Origin of the sequence: Clostridium massiliamazoniense, assembly GCF_001403635.1 — a bacterium.
Taxonomy (GTDB): Bacteria; Bacillota; Clostridia; order Clostridiales; family Clostridiaceae; genus Sarcina; species Sarcina massiliamazoniense.
Genome location: NZ_LN879468.1, coordinates 1,180,258 through 1,201,373 on the forward strand (window position 1 = coordinate 1,180,258; position 21,116 = coordinate 1,201,373).

A 21,116-nucleotide genomic window follows, 5' to 3' on the forward strand; every position below is an offset into this window, starting at 1 on the left:
CAAAATAAAATTCTACATAGCTTCAATAGCATCTTCTACTGTTTCATACACCTTTATTATTTTAAACATACCTGATAATTCAAAAACTCTTTTTATTCTGCTATTAACATCTGCAATAGCCACTTTGCCATTTCTCATCATTATTTTCTTGTATCTTCCTATTATAACACCTATTCCAGAACTATCCATAAAACTAACAGATGAAAAATCAAAAATTAATTTTTCTTCATTATTTCTATCAATTCTATCGTCTATTTTAACTCTAACCTCTTCTGCACTATGATGATCAAGTTCTCCTATAAGCTTTACTATTAAACAATCATTTTTTCTATTAAAATCTATATACATAAACAATAGCCCTAAAAGAGCAATTCACCTCACATTACTATTTTTTACCATATTTTAGCATATTTATGTAATTCGGTCAATACATTGTTAAGTAGAACTTTATTTTGTTTAATAAACAAGATGACTATGCCAAAGGGAATTTTATCCCTCTTTGACATAGTCATTTTACTTACTTATATTTTTTTATTTCCCTATCAATTGCAGCAGCTATATCTTCTAAGGAGCTATTTTGATTTAACATTAAAACTTCCATAGCATCATAGATATTTTTCATAGTATATATTTTAAAATCGCCCTGCCTTACTGCTTCTTCTACCTCTTTGCTCAAAATTAATTCATCTTTGTTGCTATATGGAATTATTACACCCTTTCCTTTATAAGTGTCTAATATATTAGATACCTTGAAAAAACCTTCTATTTTTTCATTTACTCCACCAATTGGCTGAACTTCTCCAAATTGATTTAATGAACCTGTTACAGCTATGTTTTGATTTATAGGTATTTTGCTTAGTGCTGAAATTAAAGCTATTATTTCTGCCACTGAAGCACTATCCCCTTCTAAAGGTCCATACATTTGCTCAAAAGATATATGAAAATCTATTGGTATAGTTCCATAACTATTTAAATAATTACTTAAAAAACCTTTTAAAATACTTATAGATTTTCCATGAATTACTCCACTAAGGTTGCTCTCTCTTTGAGTATCTATAATTCTTCCACTTCCCTTATAAGCTATACAAGTTATTCTTATAGGCTTTCCAAAGCTTAAATAGCCTGTATCTATAACTGCTAATCCATTTATACTTCCAACGATTTTATCAGTAACATTTATTAATATTTTATTATCCCTATACATTTTTTCATATTCTTTTTCAATAGCTGACTTATTATATAGGACTTTTCTAATATCTTCATCAGTAATTACTTCTTTTCTTGCTTTCTTAGCAATGGTATTGGATAAAACTATTATCCTTTCCACTTCATCTATATCCCATAATATTCTCTTTCTATTTTCACTAAGTCTCGATAGATATTTTCCTATTTCATTTATTCCTTCAGGAGAAATGGATAATATATCATCCTTAGATGTAATATTACTTATTAAACTATTTAAAGCTTCTTTAGTATATCTATCAATTCTTGTAAAATTACTTACTTCAGCTCTTACTTGAAATATTCTTTTGAAATCATCATCATTTTTATAAAGATAATCATAACTTTCGTAATCTCCAATTAAAATTACTTTCACATTTATAGGAACCGCTTCAGGCTTTAAACCATTTAAAGATAATAATTCTAAGTAACCTCTATCATAACTGAAATTTACTTTTTCATTTAATAAGGCTCTTCTTAAATAATAATAACTACCTTGATTTATTAATAAGGAACTTAACCTTAATATTAAACATCCCTCATTAGCTTCTATTAATGATCCTGCTTTAATTAAAGATACATCTGTTGAATAAGAACCATTATGATTTTCATATTCTATACTACCTATTAAATTATTTACAGATGGGTCCTCCTCAAATATTACTTTAGGACTTTCCACATTACTATTATCTAATAAAACATTTACTATATACTTTAAAATTATCTCTTTGATTTTTTCTTCATCATCTTCATAATTCATAGAATATGCATCTATTAAATTATATTCAATATCCTCACAAACCTTTAAAAGATATTCTTTAGCCTCAGTATTCCCTTCAAAAACTTCCATAATTTCTTCCTTGATATCTTCCATTTCTTCATTTAAATAAGAACTTAAAATCCCCCTTAACTTATCTAAAGAAGTATCTTCCATATCTCTAAGGATATCTAGTATTTCTTCTGCACCTAACTTTAATTTTCCAACCTTTTCAAACATACTATTTTCATCTTCTAAAATAGTATCTATATCTCCTTCATCTTCAGATTCCTCATCCTTTATAGGAACAAAACTTATACCTACATTAGTTACTTTTAATTCAAAACCATCATTCTTAGCTGTTTTAATAAGATCACCTATATAGTCATTTCTTTTCTTATTAATATCCTCTATAATCCTCTCCTTTTCATCATTAATTGAAGAATTATAGAAATCAAAAATCTTATCAAAATAAGCTGTTTTTATTTTTTCTAAGGTTTCGTACATTTTAATTCCAAAACCATTCTCTAAAGTTATTATAGTTGGCTTTCTTGGATCCTCTAAAGTAACGTAACAAATATCTCTTGGTTTCTCTCTCCTATTGAAAACTTCCTTAACATGTTTAATAAGATTCTCTAATTTTTTATTAGAAAAACTATCGACCAAATAAATATTAAATCCAGCCCTATTTATATTTAAGGCTTCCTCTATAATATTTAAAATCTCCTCCTGCTCCAACACAGAATCTAAATCACCTAACTCTGACCTTTCTATAGCAAAACTTTCATCATAAACTATTTCTCTTGGAGTTAACTCTCTTCCCATAACAATCTACTCGAAAAACTAAATCTATAAACTAAGACTTAATTCCCTTAGAGTTTTCACTCTAACTTAAATTTAGTCAAAGTTATCTAGAGACCTGTGTCTGCTCAGTTCTAGCTTATAGAAAATTAGAATATTGCAGATACTAGTCATCAGATAAAAGATTTAAAGTTTAATAGAGCAGCTACCTCCTTAAAAGTAATATACTATATTAATATTCTAAAATGGCTATTTTAGGTAACAAATTGATAAATTTATTAAAAAATTTCATTCGACAAAAAAAGCCCCGTAGGGCTTTTTCTTAATAATTTCCACTTGTTGTTTGTCCATTACATATAGCAACTGAAGCTGATGCTCCTATTCTTGTTGCTCCATTTTCTATAACAGCTTCCGCATCTTTTAATGATCTTACTCCACCTGATGCTTTTACTCCCATTTCTGGACCTACTGTTTCTCTCATTAATTTTATATCTTCTGGTGTTGAACCACCTGTTGAGAAACCTGTTGATGTTTTTACAAAATCAGCTCCTGCTTCTTTTGCAAGTTCACAAGCTTTAACTTTTTCCTCATCAGTTAAAAGACAAGTTTCTATTATAACTTTTGTTAAAGCTTTGCCTTTAGCTGCTTCTACAACAGCTTCTATATCTTTTTTAACATAGTCATAATCTTTATCTTTTAATTTACCTATGTTAATTACCATATCAACTTCATTTGCACCTTTTTCTATAGCATCTTTTGTTTCAAAAGCTTTTACCTCTGAAGTATTAGCTCCTAAAGGAAATCCTATTACTGTACATACTTTAACTCCACTACCTTTTAATAATTCTGCACATAAAGCAATATTAGCAGGATTTATACAAACTGAAGCAAATTTATATTCTATTGCTTCCTTACACACTTTCTCTACTGCCTCTTTAGTTGCATCTGCCTTTAAAATAGTATGATCTATTATAGATGCTATATTTTTATTTTCCATTATTAAGTCCTCCCTTATTAACTAGTACTTATATTATAATTTAATACTATGCATAAGTCTATAATTTCTACAAACCTTTTCATCTGCACTAACACTAACTTTTATGAAATTTATCATAAATGTTAATGTTTTTTTTACTATTTATATTCATTTTAAATATTTTTTTAACAGTATTATATCATATATAACAAATACTTAGGTTAAACTAGTTTTATAAATGGTGCTACTATGCTATAATAATAAATATATTTAAATTTATTCGCAATTATAAGAAAATAATTCAAAAGGAGTATGTGCATGGGATTTAAAGAAAAGATATCTAATTATTATACTAATTCTTACTTAGAGAAATATGGCAATAGATTAACTCAATTTCAAGGTGTTCTTCTTTCTTCAAAAGTAGAAGAAAAATCTGTACTTGGAATGTTCAATAAATTAACAGCAACAGTAGTTGTTAGACCAGATAGAAGCAAAGTTGTTATGAAATGTGTTTACAAAAAAAATGCATGGTTTAAAAAGCCAACATTTATAAACTTAAAACAAGGACATAATGTTATAATTCAAGGTTTAAAGTCAAATAAAGACAATAAAGAAATTATAGAAGTTCAAAATATAGTAAACCTTACAACTCATCAGGACATAATTCCTGTAGACCATTCTCAATTTAAAAAGGTAAGACAACAACAAACTAAAATGAGAAGATAATAAAAAGAGAGGGTGTATCTAATTTATAGATACATCCTCTCTGCTTTTAGATAGCTATATAGGTTCATCATTTGTGACCTCTCACCTATCTAAATAAACTCTGATTTTATCCAATTATAATCTATAACTTCTCTTATTTTTTTACTTTTATAAGTAAATATACACTATTTATAAATGCTATTATTGATGAGAAGAATAAAACTATTAACCATTCTTTAACTCCAAGAGCTACTGTGTGGAATATTGTTGATAAGAATGGAATGTACATAATTGAACATAACATAATTATAGAAGTTAAAACAGCTCCCACTAAATATGGGTTTGTAAATAATTTTATTTCAAATATAGAATGTCTTTCTGATCTACATTCAAATACATGAAACAATTGTGACATTACAAGTGTACTTAAGGCAATTGTTCTACTTACTTCTAAAGATAATCCATAATTAAGACCTATAACAAAGGATAATAAAGTACATATTCCTATTAAAGAACCTCTAACTACAATTTTTTCAGTTAATCCTCTTGCAAATATGCTTTCCTTTTTATTTCTAGGTCTTTGTTTCATTATGTCATTATCAGCAGGGTCTACCCCTAAAGCTATAGCTGGAAGCCCATCTGTTGCTAAGTTAACAAAAAGAATTTGTATAGGTAACATTGGTGCTGGAAGGTAAAATAATGATGCTATAAACATTGTTAAAACTTCACCTAAATTACAGGACAATAAGTATCTTATGAACTTTCTTATATTATCATAAATACTTCTTCCCTCTTCTACTGCTGCAACTATAGTTTCAAAGTTATCATCCATTAATATCATAGCTGATGCTTCCTTTGTAACATCTGTTCCTGATATACCCATAGCTATTCCAATATCCGCTTCTTTTATTGCTGGTGCATCATTAACTCCATCTCCAGTCATAGCTACTATTTGCCCTCTACTTTTAAATGCCTTTACTATTCTAAGCTTATGACTAGGTGTAACCCTAGCAAATATTCTTATTTTATCAACCTTTTCCTTTAACTCTTTATCTGAAATTTTTTCTAATTCCTCCCCTGTTATTACTTGCTCTTCTGCTGTAGCTATACCTAAATCCCTTCCTATAGCATAAGCTGTATTTTTATGGTCACCAGTTATCATTACTGGTTTTATCCCTGCAAGTTTACATTTTAATACAGCATCTTTAACCTCTTTTCTAGGTGGGTCTATAATTCCTGCAAGTCCTATAAAAATTAAATCTCTTTCTATACTTTCATCCTTTGAAATTCCATTTTCCTTATAAGCTCCACCAATACAACGTAGAGCTCTTTTACTCATATTGTTCATAACATCTAATATTTGTTTCTTCTTATTGAAAGTAAGAACTTTAACAGTACCATTTTCTAATATATGAGTACAATTATTTAATAACCTTTCTGGTGCACCTTTAACATAAGCTACTTCCTTTCCACCTTCTCTTACTACCACTGACATCATTTTTCTTGAAGAATCAAAAGGTATATCAAATACTCTCTTTGAATTAGAAACTGCTGCTTCTAAAAGCTTAACATCTTTAAAAAATAATTTTATTAGTGCTGTTTCTGTAGGCTCCCCATGAAGTGCTTTTTCTATATTACTCTTAGAAAAATCATAATTACAATCATTACAATAAACAAAACTTCTTAATAATTTAGGATTTCTTGGAGCTTCTTCTTCATCTAATCTATAGTTCTTTCCATCTACATAAACTTCTTTTACAGTCATTTTATTTTGAGTTAAAGTTCCTGTTTTATCGCTACATATTACTGATGTACACCCTAAAGTTTCAACAGCTGGTAACTTTCTAACTAAAGATTTTCTCTTTAACATTCTTGATACACCAAGGGCTAATGCCACTGTAACAATTGCTGTTAAACCTTCTGGAATAGCTGCTACTGCTAAACTTACTCCAAGTAAGAACATATCACCTATATCATTTCCTCTAAGTACCCCTAAAACAGTAACTAAGGCACAAACAGCCAAACAAACAATAACTAATATCTTTCCAAGACCTTCTAACCTTTCTTTTAAAGGTGATTTCTCATTGTCTATACTATCAAGCATATTTGCTATTTTTCCCATTTCAGTATCCATAGCTATTTGTGTTACTTTAAAGGTTCCTTTTCCTTTTAATATGTTAGTTCCCATATAACCTAAGTTACTACCCTTTTTAGTACTTTTACTTACTCCAACAGATTCTCCTGTAAGTAAAGATTCATCTATTACTAAGTTTGTACATTCTATAAATTCTCCATCCGCTGGAATTCTATCTCCAGTTTCTAATACAACTATATCACCTAAAGTTAACTCTTTAGCTGATATTACCTTAACATTTCCATCTCTAAATACCTTACATGTTGGAGATGAAAGTGATTTTAGAGCATCTAAAGACTTCTCTGTCTTATACTCTTGAATAAATCCTAATATAGCATTTAAAACTACTATAATAAAAATAGTTATTGCATCTGCTGTATCACCCATAATTCCTGATATTAGTGTGGCACCTAAAAGTACCCATGTCATAAAATCATTAAATTGTGATAGAAATATTTTAACAGGCGATACCTTTTTATTTTTTGTTAATTCATTTAATCCATACTTCTCTAACCGCCTTTGTGCTTCTTTTGTAGTAAGACCTTTGAGGTTTTCAAACTCTTTTAACTCCACCCGAACTTCCTCCTTGTAAATAACTTCATAAACAATATATGTTAAGTAAATCTACATTTAGAACATAATTAAAAGTATTTATAATAAATTTGTAATTCTATACTTATTAATTATCTATTTAAATTTTTATAGCTATTCAATGAAATTACTTATTATATAATTTTATATTTAGGGCAAAATATAATTGAATAGCTATAATTTATTAAGAATAAAAACTAATAAATTTAGGACTTAAAAGTAATATAGTGTTGTAACTACTAACTATTAAATAAACTGAGACTTAATTCATGTAAGATTTTAACTCTCTTCTAAATTTAGAGAAAGTTATCTAGGAAGTTGTGTCTATTCATCTTAGATTTATAGAACATTAAAATATTATAGGTATTAAACATCAGATAAACCCCTGATTTTTATAGAATTTATCTTACTTTACAATTTTTTAAACAAGCCTTAAAATATATACAGGAGATTTTTAGACAAAATTTTCGTTTTTAGTAGTGGATTAGATTTTCTAAAATTAGCTTAGAAAAATAAAAAACTAAATTTTAAAATATAAAATGAAAGAGAGGTGAATCCGTTAAAACTAATTTTAGTATTTAACGGAAAGTAACATATGAAAGATATAATATACGTATCTGGACATAAAAACCCTGATTCAGACTCTATATGTGCTGCTACAGCATATGCTGAATTTAAAAATAAAACACAAGATATTCCTGCAATTGCTGTTAGATTAGGAAATGTAAACCAAGAAACTCAATTCATACTTGATTACTTTGGTGTAGAAGCTCCTAAGTTAATAAAAACTGTAAAATTAAAAGTAGAAGATTTGGATTATGATAAACTTTCACCTATTAGCCCAAAAACTTCATTAAGAAAAGCTTGGACTATAATGAAAGAAAAAGGAATAAAATCAATTCCTGTAGCTGATGAAAACAAACATTTAGTTGGAGTTTTAACTACATCTAACATAACATCTACATATATGGATAGCTGGAATGATTCTATTTTAGCTGTTAGTAAAACATCACTTGAAAATATAGTAGAAACTTTAGATGCTAAGATTTTAAATAAAAATGAAAAAGTTTCTGTTTTTCCTGGAAAAATAGTTATTGCTGCTATGCACCCTGAATCAATGAAAAACTTCATAAATGAAGGGGATATAGCTATAATAGGTGACAGAGCTGAGGCTCAAATAGCTCTTATAAACTCAAATGTATCTCTTTTAATTATTGCTGGTGGACATACTCCAAATGATGAAGTTGTAGCACTTGCTAAGGAAAAAGGAGTTAATGTTATTTTAACTTCAGATGATTCATATACAACTGGTAGATTAATAGTTCAAAGTATCCCTGTTGATTATGTAATGGCTTCAGAAAATTTAGTTACTGTTAATCTTGATGATTTAGCTGATGATGCTAAAAAGGTAATGAGTTCAACTAGATACGGAAGTTATCCAGTATTAAATGAATCTAATGAAGTTGTTGGAAACCTAAGCAGATTCCACGTAATTTCAGATAAAAAGAAAAAATTAATCCAAGTTGACCACAATGAAAGAGCTCAAGCTGTTGATGGTATAGATGATGCTGAAATATTAGAAATATTAGATCACCACAGAGTTGCTGATATACAAACTAGTAACCCAATATACTTTAGAAATGAACCAGTTGGATGCTGTTCAACAATAATCGCTAAAAGATTCTTTGAAAATGATGTAAAACCATCAAGAGAAGCTGCTGGTCTTTTATGTTCAGCTATAATTTCTGATACATTATTCTTTAAATCACCAACTTGTACTCCAGTTGATGAAAAAATCTGTAGAAAATTAGCTGAAATAGCTGGTGTTGATTTAGATACTTACGCTATAGAAGTATTAAAAGCTGGTACTTCATTAAAAGGTAAAACTTGTGAAGAAATATTTAACCAAGACTTTAAACCATTCGTTATTCAAGGAACAAAAGTTGGTGTTGCTCAAGTTAACACAATGGATATCGAAGGATTTATGCCATTAAAAGATGATATGATAGCTTACATGAACAAAAAAGCTGAAGAAATAGGCGCTGATATGACAATGCTTCTATTAACAGATATCATCAAAGAAGGTTCTCAAATACTAGTAGCTGGAAAAGATCCTGCTATAGCTGAAGAAACATTCAATGTAAAACTTGAAAATGATATGGCATTCTTACCAGGAGTACTATCAAGAAAGAAACAAGTAGTACCTCCACTAACAAATGCAATAAGCGCAAGATAACTAACAACCCAAATTTTCAATTTGGTTGGTGAAAGTTACTCAGCGAATGAAGTGAGTCGAGTTTCATCTCTCCCTCAAATTTTTGATTTGGCTAATGGAAATTAAATAAAAATAGAGGATGTATCAAATTACAGATACATCCTCTTTGCTTTTTCTCTAGCTATATAGGTTCACCATTTATCCCTCAATTAAGTCTTAGTTTATCTTCTTAAATCGTTAACCATTCCCCACATTTCATCAGCAATATTTACGCTTTTTGAACCTAATTGAAACGCTCTTTGAGTCATTATCATATCTGCAAACTCTTCTCCCACATCAACATTAGATCCTTCTACTGTTCCTTGATATATGCTAGTATCGAAAACTTCATATACATTTACACCTTCAGCTGCTTTAAATAAATTCGTACCAGCTGCACTAAAAGCTTCATCACCTACAGCACTATATAAAGGTATCCTAGCTATTTCTATAGTCTTGCCGTCATTTCCCCTCATAAAAATGTTTCCTTGTTGATCTACACTCATATTTCTAGGATCAAATTTAGTTCCTTCAAAGCCTGCCTTATACTCTACAAAGAGCTTATCGCCTCTACTATTAACTATATTTCCATTTACATCAACTTGAAAAGAACCATCTCTTGTATAAAATATATCACCATTTCCATCTACCACTTTAAACATTCCTTCTCCATCTAATCCAAAGTCAGTAGACATCCCGGTGCTTAGTAATATAGATTGTGATTTATCTCTTCCTATTTCTGTAGATTTTATTCCTGTTCCAGTAAAAGCACCTTTATTATTTGTTGGATAACCCTTTCTTTCTAAACTTTCTGTCATTAAATCTTTAAAAGATACATCTATTTTTTTATATCCATTAGTACTCATATTGGCTATATTATTAGATATTATATCTAACCTATTTTGATTTGCATTCATGGCACTTTGACCATTCCATAAAATTCTATACATAAAAATACCTCTTTTACATTATTTACTCTAATTAAATTTCCTAATTAACAGATCCTATATCATTAGCTGCTTTACCTAAAGTTTCATCCATAGTTTTAATTATTCTTTGATTACTTTCAAAGCTTCTCATTGTTGTAAGCATCTCTGTCATTTCATTTACAAGATTGACATTAGATTGTTCTATATACCCTTGTTTTACATAGGTTTTCTTATTTAAATCTGGATTTGTTCCCCTGTAAATGTTATCAGAAAGTTTTTCTAAATCTTCCATTTTAAAACTTGCTATAGCTAATTTATGTGTTGAATTTTCACCAATAAAAAGACTTTTTTCACTATCCATTCTAAGAGAATTATTTCCTACAAAAATAGGCTCTAAAGCTCCAGTAGACTTATTCTGTCCTAAAACTTCATCACCTTCTGTTGTTACTAAATAACCTGCTGTATTAACTCTAAAATGTCCATCTCTTGTGTAGTAATTATTGTTTCCTCTTCTTACTACAAAAAAACCTTCACCCTCTATAGCAAAATCATTTTCTTTATTAGTATTCTTTAAAACACCTTGCTCAAAATTTATGTACGTTTCATCTATTCTTGACCCTAAGTTCATGGTTCCTATATGTTTGTTTTCACCTGATCCATTGTCTTTATTTTGAATCATAACATCTTTAAATGACTTAGAAATAAGATTATTAGCCTTATAACCATTATTGTTTATATTAGCTAAATTATTAGTTATAACACTTTGTTTTGCCTCAAGAGTTATCATTCCTGAAACTGCAGTATGTAATCCTCTAATCATAAAATCCCCCTATTTAAAAATAACCTTACACTGATCCTCGTAATGCATTCCATAGGACATAGCCTTCTTTTCTATTTCTCCTTTATCAAGATTCTTTGAATCAAAAGACATAAAGGTCACTGATATTAAAATTCCTACGGCTATACCTATAAATAAATTTCTATCCAAACTTTTTATATTATCTAATATCTGCATAAGCTTTTTATTAATAGTAACTCCCCCTTACCTATATTGAGAAAGCTACATATCTCTTCCTCTGATTTTCCTTCTACTAATAATTTTTTAATAACTAAAGCTTTTTCATTAATATCAGAGTACTCTAAATTATTATCGTCACTTAAAGTCTCTTCTTCAATTATTTTATCTAAATGAATCCTTTCATTATTATCATTACTTTCTCTATTTTGAATTAAAGGCTCCTTAGAAGCCTTTAATTCTGCTATTTCATCCTTTAAATCATAAATTTCTCTTTGTAAATCTATTATAGTTTCACTTAGCTCTCTTCTTATTTTTCCTAATTCTAACTTAAAATCATTAGTATTTTCTTTTTCATCATCCAATATTTCTTTAAATTCAAAATTGGATTTTTTCTTCGTTGCCTTCTTATCATTTTTATAAAATAATAAATTAATTAAAAGTAAAGCAACTGCTAAAATCACTAAAATTATTTTCATAAACTAACCACCTATTTAACAAAACAATCTGCTTTTTTCATAAGCTTTCTCAAATTTAATATAGCCCTTGAATGTAATTGACAAACTCTTGATTCTGATACCTCTAAAACAGTGCCTATTTCTTTTAAAGTAAGTCCTTCATAATAATATAAATTTAAAACGATCTTATCCTTTTCATTTAATTTTTCTATGGAATTTTTTAATATTTCTATTTCTTCTTTTTCCTCTAATATATAATCTGGTCTTATACTACTAGTATCTTCTATTAGTGACTTTATAGAAACATCATCTTCACCATATATTATAGAATCTAAAGAACTAATTGATATATAATTTATATACCCCTCAACTTCAGAAACTTCCTTCTCACTTATATTAAGTTCCTTTGCTATTTCTTCTTTATTTGGCTCTCTAAAATTTCTATTTTGTAAAGTTTCTAAAGCCTTATTATATTTATTTAACTTATCCATAGCCCCCTTAGAAATTGGACTATTTCTCCTCATTTCATCAATCATAGCTCCTCTTATTCTAATAGATGCATAAGTTGAAAATTTCATCCCCTTTTCCTTATCAAATTTAGAAATAGCATCCATAAGTCCAACCATACCGTAACCTACTAAATCTTCATATTCAATGTATTTATTTTTCCCTAATATAACTCTCCCTGCAATATACTTAACTAAAGGTATATATTTTTCTACTACTATTTCATTACTCTTTTCACCAATCACTATTAAGTCCCCCTATAATACTTCCATTTGTCTTCTCATAATGGAAAAAACCATATGTATTATTCTATCTCTAACAGCTTCATTAATTTCTGTAAACTCATATCCAATTATATATTTTCTATCCTTTTCATCCTTATATACCCTACGAACTTCTCCTCTTATTTGAGCAAATTTTCCATCAAGTTCAGCAATAAGATCCACTATATCATTAACTTCAACTTTTTTATCTAATTTTATTTTCATTCCTCCACCGCTTAAATCTAAAATTACGGCATCTGAATATGCCTTATCCCCTTTTTTCTTATACTTCACTGCTCTAGTTGTATCTACTCTTACATAATTTCTTCTTTGTAATTTCTCAATATCATAAGGTCTTGAAACCTTATATAATCTCAGGTTTCCCTCTACTTTCTTATCAATTATTCTGAGTTTCCCCTTATATAACATCCCAATTTTTTCATTATATATAATAATTCCTATTTCACAATTTTTTCTTAGCAATAGATATTCTCCATTTTCCATAGGTATATCTATACACATATAATCTTCATTAATTTCTTGAATTCTACTTTTATAAGTTTTACCTTTTTCATCTAAAACATCTAAAATACAATTTATATAAATATCAAAAGTTTTCATTTAAAATTCCCCTTATGCAAATATATCGAAAAGCTTTTTGAAAAAATCCCCTACTCCCTTTTTATTCGTACTTGGTACCCCTAAAATATTTTTTCCTATGGCATATATGCTTCTAGAAGCCTTTGCTGATGGATATCTTATTAAAACTGGAGTTCTCTCTCTAACTGCTTCCTCTAATTTTTTATCATCTAAAACACACCCTAAAAAAGTTAAATCTACATTTAAAAACTTTTTACTTGCTCCTTTAAACTTTTTAAAAGTTTCATAGCCCTCATTTTCTGTGAAACATTTATTTACAACTACAGAAGCCTTTTCTTTTAATCCATAATGCTTAGTTGCTTTTAAAAGAGCATAAGCATCTGTTAATGCAGTTGGTTCTGGTGTTGTTGTTATTATAAGTTCATCACAAGCAGCTACAAAAGCCATTACATTTTTACTTATTCCTGCACCAGTATCCATTAAAATATAATCATACTTATCTAAAGACATTAACTTACTTAAAAATAAGCTTCTTTGATTTTGTGAAAGATCTTCTATTTTATTTATTCCTGAACCTCCAGATAGAAGTCCTATTCCTAGAGGTCCTTCAACTATAATGTCTTCTATATTCATATCTTTTAATAAAAGGTCATAAATATTGTATTTCGGAAAAATCCCTAGTAATATATCATCATTACACATTCCAATATCTGCATCAAAAATTAATACTTTTTTCCCTTCTTGCTGAAGTCCTATAGCTAAATTAACAACTAAATTACTCTTTCCAACTCCACCTTTACCAGAGGTTATAGTAATTATTTTTGCCTTACCCATATTACAATTTATATTAATATTATTTTCCACTAATTTTCTTAAGCTAGAAGCTTGATCTAACATACCTTTAACTCTCCCGTAACTAAATCTACAATCTCATCCTTAGAAAATCTTTTTATATCATCTGGAACATTTTGTCCATTTGTTAAATACCTAATTGGTGCTTTACTTATATATGCTGCATTTAATACTGTTCCATAGGATGTAGTTTCATCAAGCTTAGTTATTATTAAGTCATTATATCCTAAAGTACCATACCCCTCTATTATTGATTTTAAGTCATTATTCTTTGTAGTAGCACTTAAAACTAAGCTTATATTATCTGGCTTTATCTTATCTATAAAAGCCCTTAATTCTGATATTTGCATTAAGTTTTTACTACTTCTCCCTGTACTATCAATTAAAATTACTTCGCAATTTTTCATTGCTTCTAAGGCTTCATCCATTTCTCCTAAGGTCATTACAACTCTAAAAGGAACATTCATTATTTCTGCATAGGTTCTTAATTGTTCTACAGCTCCTATTCTATATGTGTCAATAGTTATAAGCCCAACTTTTTTCTTTTCTATTAAGGCTAGTCTTCCAGCTAATTTCGCAATAGTTGTTGTTTTTCCTACACCTGTTGGTCCAACCATAACTGCTTTTCCCTTAAAATCTTTACTAGTTATTTCTATGGTATCTCTTAACTTTGCTTTAATTTCCTCTTCACTTTTACCCATAAATTCTTCTAAATCTTCAACTAAATCTAAGTTTTTATACAACTCCCTTTCATCCACATTTTTCTCTTCCATGAATTTATATAATAAGCCTTTCATTTCTTTCAATTCAGATTCTAAATTTAAATTTTCTTCTTTATCTACCTTTTTTTCATTATTAATAGGACTTTTTGTTCTTTCTTCAATTTCCTTTGTCATTATAGATTGCAAACTTGCAATAGCATCATAGGTATTTTCTCTACCATAACTTATTCCTTTGTTATCTTTTGCTGCTGTTACTTCTAAAATCTTAGGGGAAAATATCCCTCTTATTCCTGATTTTCTTATTTTTCTTTGTGCAATAATAACAGCTTCTGAACCTAAATCTAATTTTATTTTTCCCATTGCATCATTCATATCTCTTGCTATATATTTTTTAACTATCACTATAATGCCACCACACCTTCTGCTCTTATTTCAATATCATTTGGTATTTCATTTAATGAAACTACCATTAATTCTGGGAATACCATCTCAATAAATCTTCTAAAGCTTGGTCTAATATTTGGAGATACAAGAATTACTGGTTGATTGTTATGGAAATAAATTGATTCCATCTTTTCTTTAATAGCTGAATAAATTTGTGTACTTGTATCTGGATCTATAGCTGGGAAAGAACCTTGGGTAGACTTTTGAGTTCTTGTAGCTATTATTTCCTCTATATCTGGAGATAAAGTCATAACTATAATAGCTTTATCTTCATTTATTATCTGATTACATATAGTTCTTGAAAGTGCAAATCTAACATACTCTGTTAGAAGTTCTATATCCCTAGTATTTCTTGAGTTATCAGCTAAAGATTCCATTATAGTAACCATATCTTTTATTGGAACCTTTTCCCTTAATAAATTCTGTAACACCTTTTGCAATTCTCCTAGAGACATTAAATCAGGTATAAGCTCTTCTACCACAGCACTATATTTCTCCTTTGCATTGTCAACTATAACCTTGACCTCTTGTCTTCCTAATAATTCAAAGGAATGTGATTTTATAGTTTCAGTTAAATGGGTTACCATTACAGTTGTTGGGTCAACTACTGTTAATCCTCTTATTTCAGCATCTTCTCTTTGGTCTCCATTTATCCAAACTGCTGGTAATCCAAAGGTTGGTTCAATTGTTTTTAATCCACCTATATCTATACCTTCTCCTGTAGCATCCATAGCTAAAAGCATTCCAGGCATCATTTCTGCTGACGCAACTACAGTTCCCCTTAACTTAACCACATATTCATTGCTACCTAATTGTAAATTATCTCTAATTCTTATAGGTTGAACTACTATCCCCATCTCTATGGCACATTGTCTTCTTACAGATGCAATTCTTTGAAGTAAATCTCCACCCGTACTCTCATCTGCCAAAGGAATTAATCCATATCCAATTTCAACTTCTATAGGTTCTACTGTTATTAAACTCATTACATTTTCTGGTTCTTTACTTTCCTCTTGCTCAATAGCTATTTCCTCTTCTTTGATAGCTATTTCTTCTTTTTTCACTTCATCTTTATAAATGAAGTAAGCTGATGAACCAGTAACTACTGCCAATAATAAAAATGGAAGCTTAGGCATACTTGGTACTATAGCTAAAGAAAACATAAGTGCTGATGCAAGTCCTAAAGCTACTGGGAAAGCTGTAAGTTGCTTAGTAACAACCTTACCAAAATTTTCTGAACTTCCAGAACGAGTAACCAATATTCCAGAAGCTGTTGATATTAATAAAGCTGGAATCTGACTTACAAGACCATCACCAACTGTTAAATTTACATAACTACTTGCAGCAGTAGCAAAATCCATGTTAAGCATAGTAACTCCGATGATTATACCTGCTATAACATTAATAGCTGTTACAATTATACCTGCTATGGCATCTCCCTTAACGAATTTAGATGCACCATCCATAGCTCCATAAAAATCTGCCTCTGCCTGTAAATCTTTTCTTCTTTGCTTAGCTGTTTCCTCATCTATAAGACCTGAATTTAAATCAGCATCAATACTCATTTGCTTACCTGGCATAGCATCTAAGGTAAATCTAGCTGCAACCTCTGATACTCTTCCAGCACCATTAGTTATTACCATAAACTGAATAATCATAATGATTAAGAAAATTATTATACCAACAACATAATTTCCACCTATAACAAATTCTCCAAAGGCATCTATAATAGCACCAGCCTCTCCACCACTTAGAATTAATCTAGTTGATGAAATATTAAGTCCTAGCCTAAAAAGTGTTGTAATAAGTAATAATGTCGGGAATACAGATAACTGAAGAACATTTGTAGTAAACATTGTAATAAGTGCTATAATTACTGAAATAGTTATATTTACAGCTAATAACACATCTAAAACTGGTGATGGTAAAGGAATAATAATCATAAGTATTATTCCTATAACACCAAAAGCAACTAAAACATCGGGCTTTATAGAAAACTTCCCCCTCTTTTTCTCCACCGATAATCATCCTTTCAATTAGTTTTTTATAACTATTCAATATAGTGTCCTATCCCCTAAATATTGTTTTACACCTATATTAATTAGACTTCATTTTATAGACAACTGCTAAGATTTCTGCCATAGTTCTATACATTTCTTCTGGTATTTCTTGTTCTATATCCACGGTTTCATATATTAGTCTTGCAAATTGTCTATTTTCTATGACGGGAATCTCATTTTTTTTAGCTATTTCCTTTATTTTTAAGGCAATATTATCAGCTCCCTTAGCTACTACCTTAGGTGCTGAAAAAGCCGAATTTTCTTCATATAAAATAGCCACAGAAATATGCGTTGGATTTGTGACAACTACAGTTGCATTAGGCACTGCTTGCATCATCCTACTCATAGCAAAATCCCTTTGCTTTTGTTTTCTTTTTCCCTTAATGTGAGGATCTCCTTCTGACTGTTTTGATTCTTCCTTTATTTCTTGCTTTGACATCCTCATTTCTTTTTTATTTAATCTAAATTGAATAAAATAATCTACCCCTGCTATAACAATTAACACCATAACAACCTTTGATATTATACCTACTAATAAATTTTTAAATTCAACTCCAAAAGTAGGTAAATATAAATTTCCTATTTGCATTATTTCATCATAGTTTTCTTTAACAAAATCAATTCCAATATAAGCTAAAATAAAAATAACTATAAAGTTCTTAAATAAATCAACGATATTTTTCTTAGAGAACATATTCTTAAAACCTTTAATAGGATTTAATTTACCTAAGGATGGCTTAATTCCTTCCTTACTAAATAAAAATCCTGTTTGGGCTATACTTGCAACAATACCCATTATCATAATTGGTAATATTAAAGGGAGTGCTATTTTTGCAAAATTCATTATGGCATGAACAACTTCTTTACTTGCTGTACTTTCCTTTAAAGCAAGAGAAAAGTCCATGGAGAAATAATAAATCATCACTGATTTAAATCCATTTGTTATGTACCCACCTAAAAATATTATTACAATTAAAATAGCAGCTAAAGTTAATGCTGTTCCTACTTCTTTACTTTTTGGAACTTGTCCTTTTTTTCTAGCATCTGCTTTTTTCTTTGGAGTTGCCTCCTCTGTTTTTTCTTCAGAGAATATAAACACCAAAGGAACTGCTTTAAAAATAGCTTTAAATAAATCCGGTATTAAATCAATTCCACCAACTATAACCTTTATTATTAATGGAAGGGCAATAATAAAGCTACTTATACCTATCAGAAGCTTTACTGGCATTCCAAGTATCATAATATTAAGTTGAGGAACACTTCTTGATATTAATCCCATTACAATATCTGAAATTATTATTATTAAAACTAATGGTAATGATATTTTCATAGCTAAAACAAAGTATGAAAACATAGAATCCATAATTACCATTGAAGAACTTTGACCTAACATATTTTGTCCTACGCTTATAATAGAGAAACTTTCCTTTAGCATCCTTATAATCATGTGATGCCCATCTAAAATAAAAAATATAAGAAGAGCAATCCAATGAGTTAAATTTGAAATTAAAGTTGTATTAGTTTTACTATTTGGATCATACATATTAAGCATTCCAAGTCCCATTTGTAAATCTATGAAACTTCCAGCCATCTTAATAAAATTAAACCATAAAGAAGTTGCTACACCTAAAATTAACCCTGAGCTAATTTCATTTATAACAGCCATAGTTAAAGCTATGTTATTATTTACGTCTGGTAAACTTACATCTCCTATAAATCCTATAATAAAAAAAGATAGGACCATAGCAAGAGCTGCCTTTAAAATCTTTGGTGTTCCATTTGGAAAAAATACTGGAGTTATAACTAAAAAAGAAGATATTCTAATAAATATTAATATTAATAATAAAAAGTAATCAGTATTTACCATTATTCCTCCTACATAGTTATAGTTCCTATAATTTCAAATATCCTTTTTGTAAATTCTACTATTGTATGTGACATCCATGTTCCTAGAAATAATCCAGTGGCCGCAATACCAAGAAGTTTTGGAACAAATGTTAAAGTTTGCTCTTGAATTTGAGTAGTAGCTTGAATAATACTAATCAAAAGACCAAGAATTATGGAAACAGCTAAAAATGGTCCAGCTACCTTTAAAGCAACCATCATAGAATCCTTAACAACTGTCATAATCAACGTATCTGTCACTAAAATCACTCCCCTATTTCTACATAAAACTCTGTACAAGAGACTTAATTAATAAATGCCATCCATCAACCATTACAAATAATAATAATTTAAATGGTAATGAAACCATAGCTGGTGGTAGCATAAACATTCCCATGGACATAAGAACACTGGCTACTACCATATCAATAACTAAGAATGGTAAATATATTAAAAATCCTATTTCAAAAGCTGTTTTTAACTCACTTATAGCAAAAGCTGGAACTAAGGTAGTTAAAGGTATATTTTCTCTAGTTAAAGTTCCTTTTTCTACTCCTGATAATTCACCAAAAAGCTCTAAATCTTTCTTCCTTGTTTGTTTTAGCATAAACTCTTTAATTGGTTTAGTTCCAAGCTCTATAGCTTCTTCTTGAGTAATCTTATTTTCCATATATGGTGTAAGAGCTTTACTGTTCACCTCACCATATACTGGAGCCATTACAAATATAGTTAAGAATAATGCTAGTCCAACTAATACTTGGCTTGGTATAGATTGTTGTGCTCCTATAGCACTTTTAAAAAAGGATAAAACTATTGCTATTCTTGTGAAGCAAGTCATCATTATTAAGAAGGAAGGTAAAAGTGTTAATACTGTAAGAACTATTAACAACTTTATATTGCCTACATATTCCTTTGGTGAATTTGCCTGATCCACTGATATATTTATATTTGGTAATGGAATATTATTAGGTTCAGCAACAACCTCCATTTTTATTCCTGCAACAATTACAAAGGCTAAGAGTATTATAGCTAGAACATATTTTTTCTTATTCATTTTTTTCCCCCTTAACCTTTTTAAACATAGAGTTTCCCCATAAATTTATTTGATTTAATCCATCTTTGTATTTTTTATTCATTTCTAAGTAACTTTCTTCCTTAGCTTTTTCAATATCTTCTATTTCCTCTACTGACAACTCTTTTAAAACTGTGGCTCCTTTATCATTTGTTACTATAACAGCCCCTTCATCACCTAACTTTAATAAATATATATTGCTAGTTTTAGAAAGGGGAGTTTTTTCAATTATTTTAATGTATTTCCCCTTAGATAAATTCTTTAACTTTCCATCTGTTAACTTTAAAAATCCTACTAATAGTAAAATTATAGCTAATGTAAATATTGCTAATTTCACTGTCAATACTATATAAGTCATAAATAATCTCCTATTGAACTATTAGTGATTGAAAATAAATATCTTCTATGGCATCTTTAGATCCTAATGCTTTATTTAAAGCATCTATTAACCCTTTTTTTATAGCCTCCGTATCTTTTGTTTCATCTACTGTTTTTAATTTTAAGTAGTTAATTGTAGCATCCCTTAAAACAATTGTTTTTTCCTCTGCAACCTTTGCAAAGTCTTTATTTTTCTTGTTATAAGCCACAACAATATTAGTTTTTATATATCGCTTTCCACCTTGATCTGCTAAATTAACTACAAATTCTTCTCCTAAGCCCAAATTAACTAACTCTTTCTTTTCTACAGTTTGCTGTGCTGCAACCTTATTTCCTTTAGACTTATTTAAATTAAACATAAAAGTAAAAAATACAAAACTTCCTATAAAAATTACAATTAAAACAACTATTGATATTAGTAATGGCTTTGAAATTTCTATAGTTTTTTTCTCCTCACTAGATTTTTTATTTTTCCCCATAATTACCCCCTATA

The 21,116-nt window shown here is 29.1% G+C and carries 20 protein-coding genes; 2 read left to right on the top strand and 18 right to left on the bottom strand.

Annotation, left to right across the window (positions count from 1 at the left end):
• Window positions 1-12: 12 nt before the first annotated feature.
• The 3 genes from spoIIAA to deoC all read right to left on the bottom strand — a co-directional run bounded on the left by spoIIAA (window position 13) and on the right by deoC (window position 3,776).
• Window positions 13-348 carry an anti-sigma F factor antagonist gene (gene spoIIAA / locus ARA19_RS12445; protein ID WP_055071290.1) on the bottom strand — a complete coding sequence of 112 codons (336 nt, stop codon included), beginning with the start codon at window positions 346-348 and terminating at the stop codon, window positions 13-15.
• A gap of 169 nt (window positions 349-517) precedes the next feature.
• The gene (locus tag ARA19_RS12450) at window positions 518-2,803 is read right to left on the bottom strand and encodes an AAA family ATPase (RefSeq protein WP_055071291.1); all 2,286 of its coding nucleotides are present in this window, start codon (window positions 2,801-2,803) and stop codon (window positions 518-520) included.
• Window positions 2,804-3,101: 298 nt separating this feature from the next.
• Window positions 3,102-3,776, bottom strand: coding sequence for a deoxyribose-phosphate aldolase (gene deoC / locus ARA19_RS12455; protein WP_055071292.1), 675 nt, complete (start codon window positions 3,774-3,776; stop codon window positions 3,102-3,104).
• Between the two features lie 297 nt (window positions 3,777-4,073).
• Here deoC and ARA19_RS12460 point away from each other — a divergent pair, with 297 nt between their 5' ends.
• Window positions 4,074-4,481 carry a hypothetical protein gene (locus ARA19_RS12460; protein WP_055071293.1) on the top strand — a complete coding sequence of 136 codons (408 nt, stop codon included), beginning with the start codon at window positions 4,074-4,076 and terminating at the stop codon, window positions 4,479-4,481.
• 133 nt (window positions 4,482-4,614) lie between these two features.
• Here ARA19_RS12460 and ARA19_RS12465 read toward each other — a convergent pair whose 3' ends face one another.
• Window positions 4,615-7,167, bottom strand: coding sequence for a calcium-translocating P-type ATPase, PMCA-type (locus ARA19_RS12465; protein ID WP_055071294.1), 2,553 nt, complete (start codon window positions 7,165-7,167; stop codon window positions 4,615-4,617).
• Window positions 7,168-7,780: 613 nt separating this feature from the next.
• Here ARA19_RS12465 and ARA19_RS12470 point away from each other — a divergent pair.
• A complete protein-coding gene (locus ARA19_RS12470) occupies window positions 7,781-9,421 on the top strand; it encodes a putative manganese-dependent inorganic diphosphatase (RefSeq protein WP_055071295.1) in 1,641 nt (546 codons plus the stop codon).
• 200 nt (window positions 9,422-9,621) lie between these two features.
• On the opposite strand, the gene ARA19_RS12475 is transcribed toward ARA19_RS12470, so the two are convergent.
• The 14 genes from ARA19_RS12475 to ARA19_RS12540 all read right to left on the bottom strand — a co-directional run bounded on the left by ARA19_RS12475 (window position 9,622) and on the right by ARA19_RS12540 (window position 21,102).
• The gene (locus ARA19_RS12475) at window positions 9,622-10,389 is read right to left on the bottom strand and encodes a flagellar hook-basal body complex protein (RefSeq protein ID WP_055071296.1); all 768 of its coding nucleotides are present in this window, start codon (window positions 10,387-10,389) and stop codon (window positions 9,622-9,624) included.
• 40 nt (window positions 10,390-10,429) lie between these two features.
• Window positions 10,430-11,188: a flagellar hook-basal body complex protein gene (locus ARA19_RS12480; RefSeq protein WP_055071297.1), complete on the bottom strand. Its 759-nt coding sequence runs from the start codon at window positions 11,186-11,188 to the stop codon at window positions 10,430-10,432.
• 9 nt (window positions 11,189-11,197) lie between these two features.
• On the bottom strand, window positions 11,198-11,383 hold the full coding sequence (locus ARA19_RS12485) for a hypothetical protein (RefSeq protein ID WP_055071298.1): 186 nt from the start codon (window positions 11,381-11,383) through the stop codon (window positions 11,198-11,200).
• Window positions 11,371-11,862, bottom strand: coding sequence for a hypothetical protein (locus ARA19_RS12490; RefSeq protein WP_055071299.1), 492 nt, complete (start codon window positions 11,860-11,862; stop codon window positions 11,371-11,373). Before ARA19_RS12490 ends, ARA19_RS12485 begins: the two co-directional genes overlap by 13 nt.
• An 11-nt stretch (window positions 11,863-11,873) precedes the next feature.
• Window positions 11,874-12,593: a FliA/WhiG family RNA polymerase sigma factor gene (locus ARA19_RS12495; protein ID WP_242862429.1), complete on the bottom strand. Its 720-nt coding sequence runs from the start codon at window positions 12,591-12,593 to the stop codon at window positions 11,874-11,876.
• 12 nt (window positions 12,594-12,605) lie between these two features.
• Window positions 12,606-13,232, bottom strand: coding sequence for a flagellar brake protein (locus ARA19_RS12500; RefSeq protein WP_055071301.1), 627 nt, complete (start codon window positions 13,230-13,232; stop codon window positions 12,606-12,608).
• A gap of 12 nt (window positions 13,233-13,244) precedes the next feature.
• A complete protein-coding gene (locus ARA19_RS12505; protein WP_055071302.1) occupies window positions 13,245-14,108 on the bottom strand; it encodes a MinD/ParA family protein in 864 nt (287 codons plus the stop codon).
• Window positions 14,102-15,187 (bottom strand): flagellar biosynthesis GTPase FlhF, encoded by a 1,086-nt coding sequence (gene flhF / locus ARA19_RS12510; RefSeq protein ID WP_055071303.1) that lies wholly within the window; start codon window positions 15,185-15,187, stop codon window positions 14,102-14,104. The genes ARA19_RS12505 and flhF overlap by 7 nt, the downstream gene beginning before the upstream one ends.
• A complete protein-coding gene (gene flhA / locus ARA19_RS12515; protein WP_055071304.1) occupies window positions 15,187-17,247 on the bottom strand; it encodes a flagellar biosynthesis protein FlhA in 2,061 nt (686 codons plus the stop codon). The genes flhF and flhA overlap by 1 nt, the downstream gene beginning before the upstream one ends.
• 79 nt (window positions 17,248-17,326) lie before the next feature.
• Complete coding sequence (locus tag ARA19_RS12520) at window positions 17,327-19,156, bottom strand: fused FliR family export protein/FlhB family type III secretion system protein (protein ID WP_055071305.1); 1,830 nt, start codon at window positions 19,154-19,156, stop codon at window positions 17,327-17,329.
• An 8-nt stretch (window positions 19,157-19,164) separates the two neighbouring features.
• A complete protein-coding gene (locus tag ARA19_RS12525) occupies window positions 19,165-19,434 on the bottom strand; it encodes a flagellar biosynthetic protein FliQ (protein ID WP_055071306.1) in 270 nt (89 codons plus the stop codon).
• Between the two features lie 19 nt (window positions 19,435-19,453).
• On the bottom strand, window positions 19,454-20,227 hold the full coding sequence (gene fliP, locus ARA19_RS12530) for a flagellar type III secretion system pore protein FliP (RefSeq protein WP_055071307.1): 774 nt from the start codon (window positions 20,225-20,227) through the stop codon (window positions 19,454-19,456).
• The gene (locus tag ARA19_RS12535) at window positions 20,220-20,603 is read right to left on the bottom strand and encodes a flagellar biosynthetic protein FliO (protein ID WP_055071308.1); all 384 of its coding nucleotides are present in this window, start codon (window positions 20,601-20,603) and stop codon (window positions 20,220-20,222) included. Before ARA19_RS12535 ends, fliP begins: the two co-directional genes overlap by 8 nt.
• A 10-nt stretch (window positions 20,604-20,613) precedes the next feature.
• Window positions 20,614-21,102, bottom strand: coding sequence for a flagellar basal body-associated FliL family protein (locus ARA19_RS12540; protein WP_055071309.1), 489 nt, complete (start codon window positions 21,100-21,102; stop codon window positions 20,614-20,616).
• Between the last annotated feature and the right edge of the window lie 14 nt (window positions 21,103-21,116).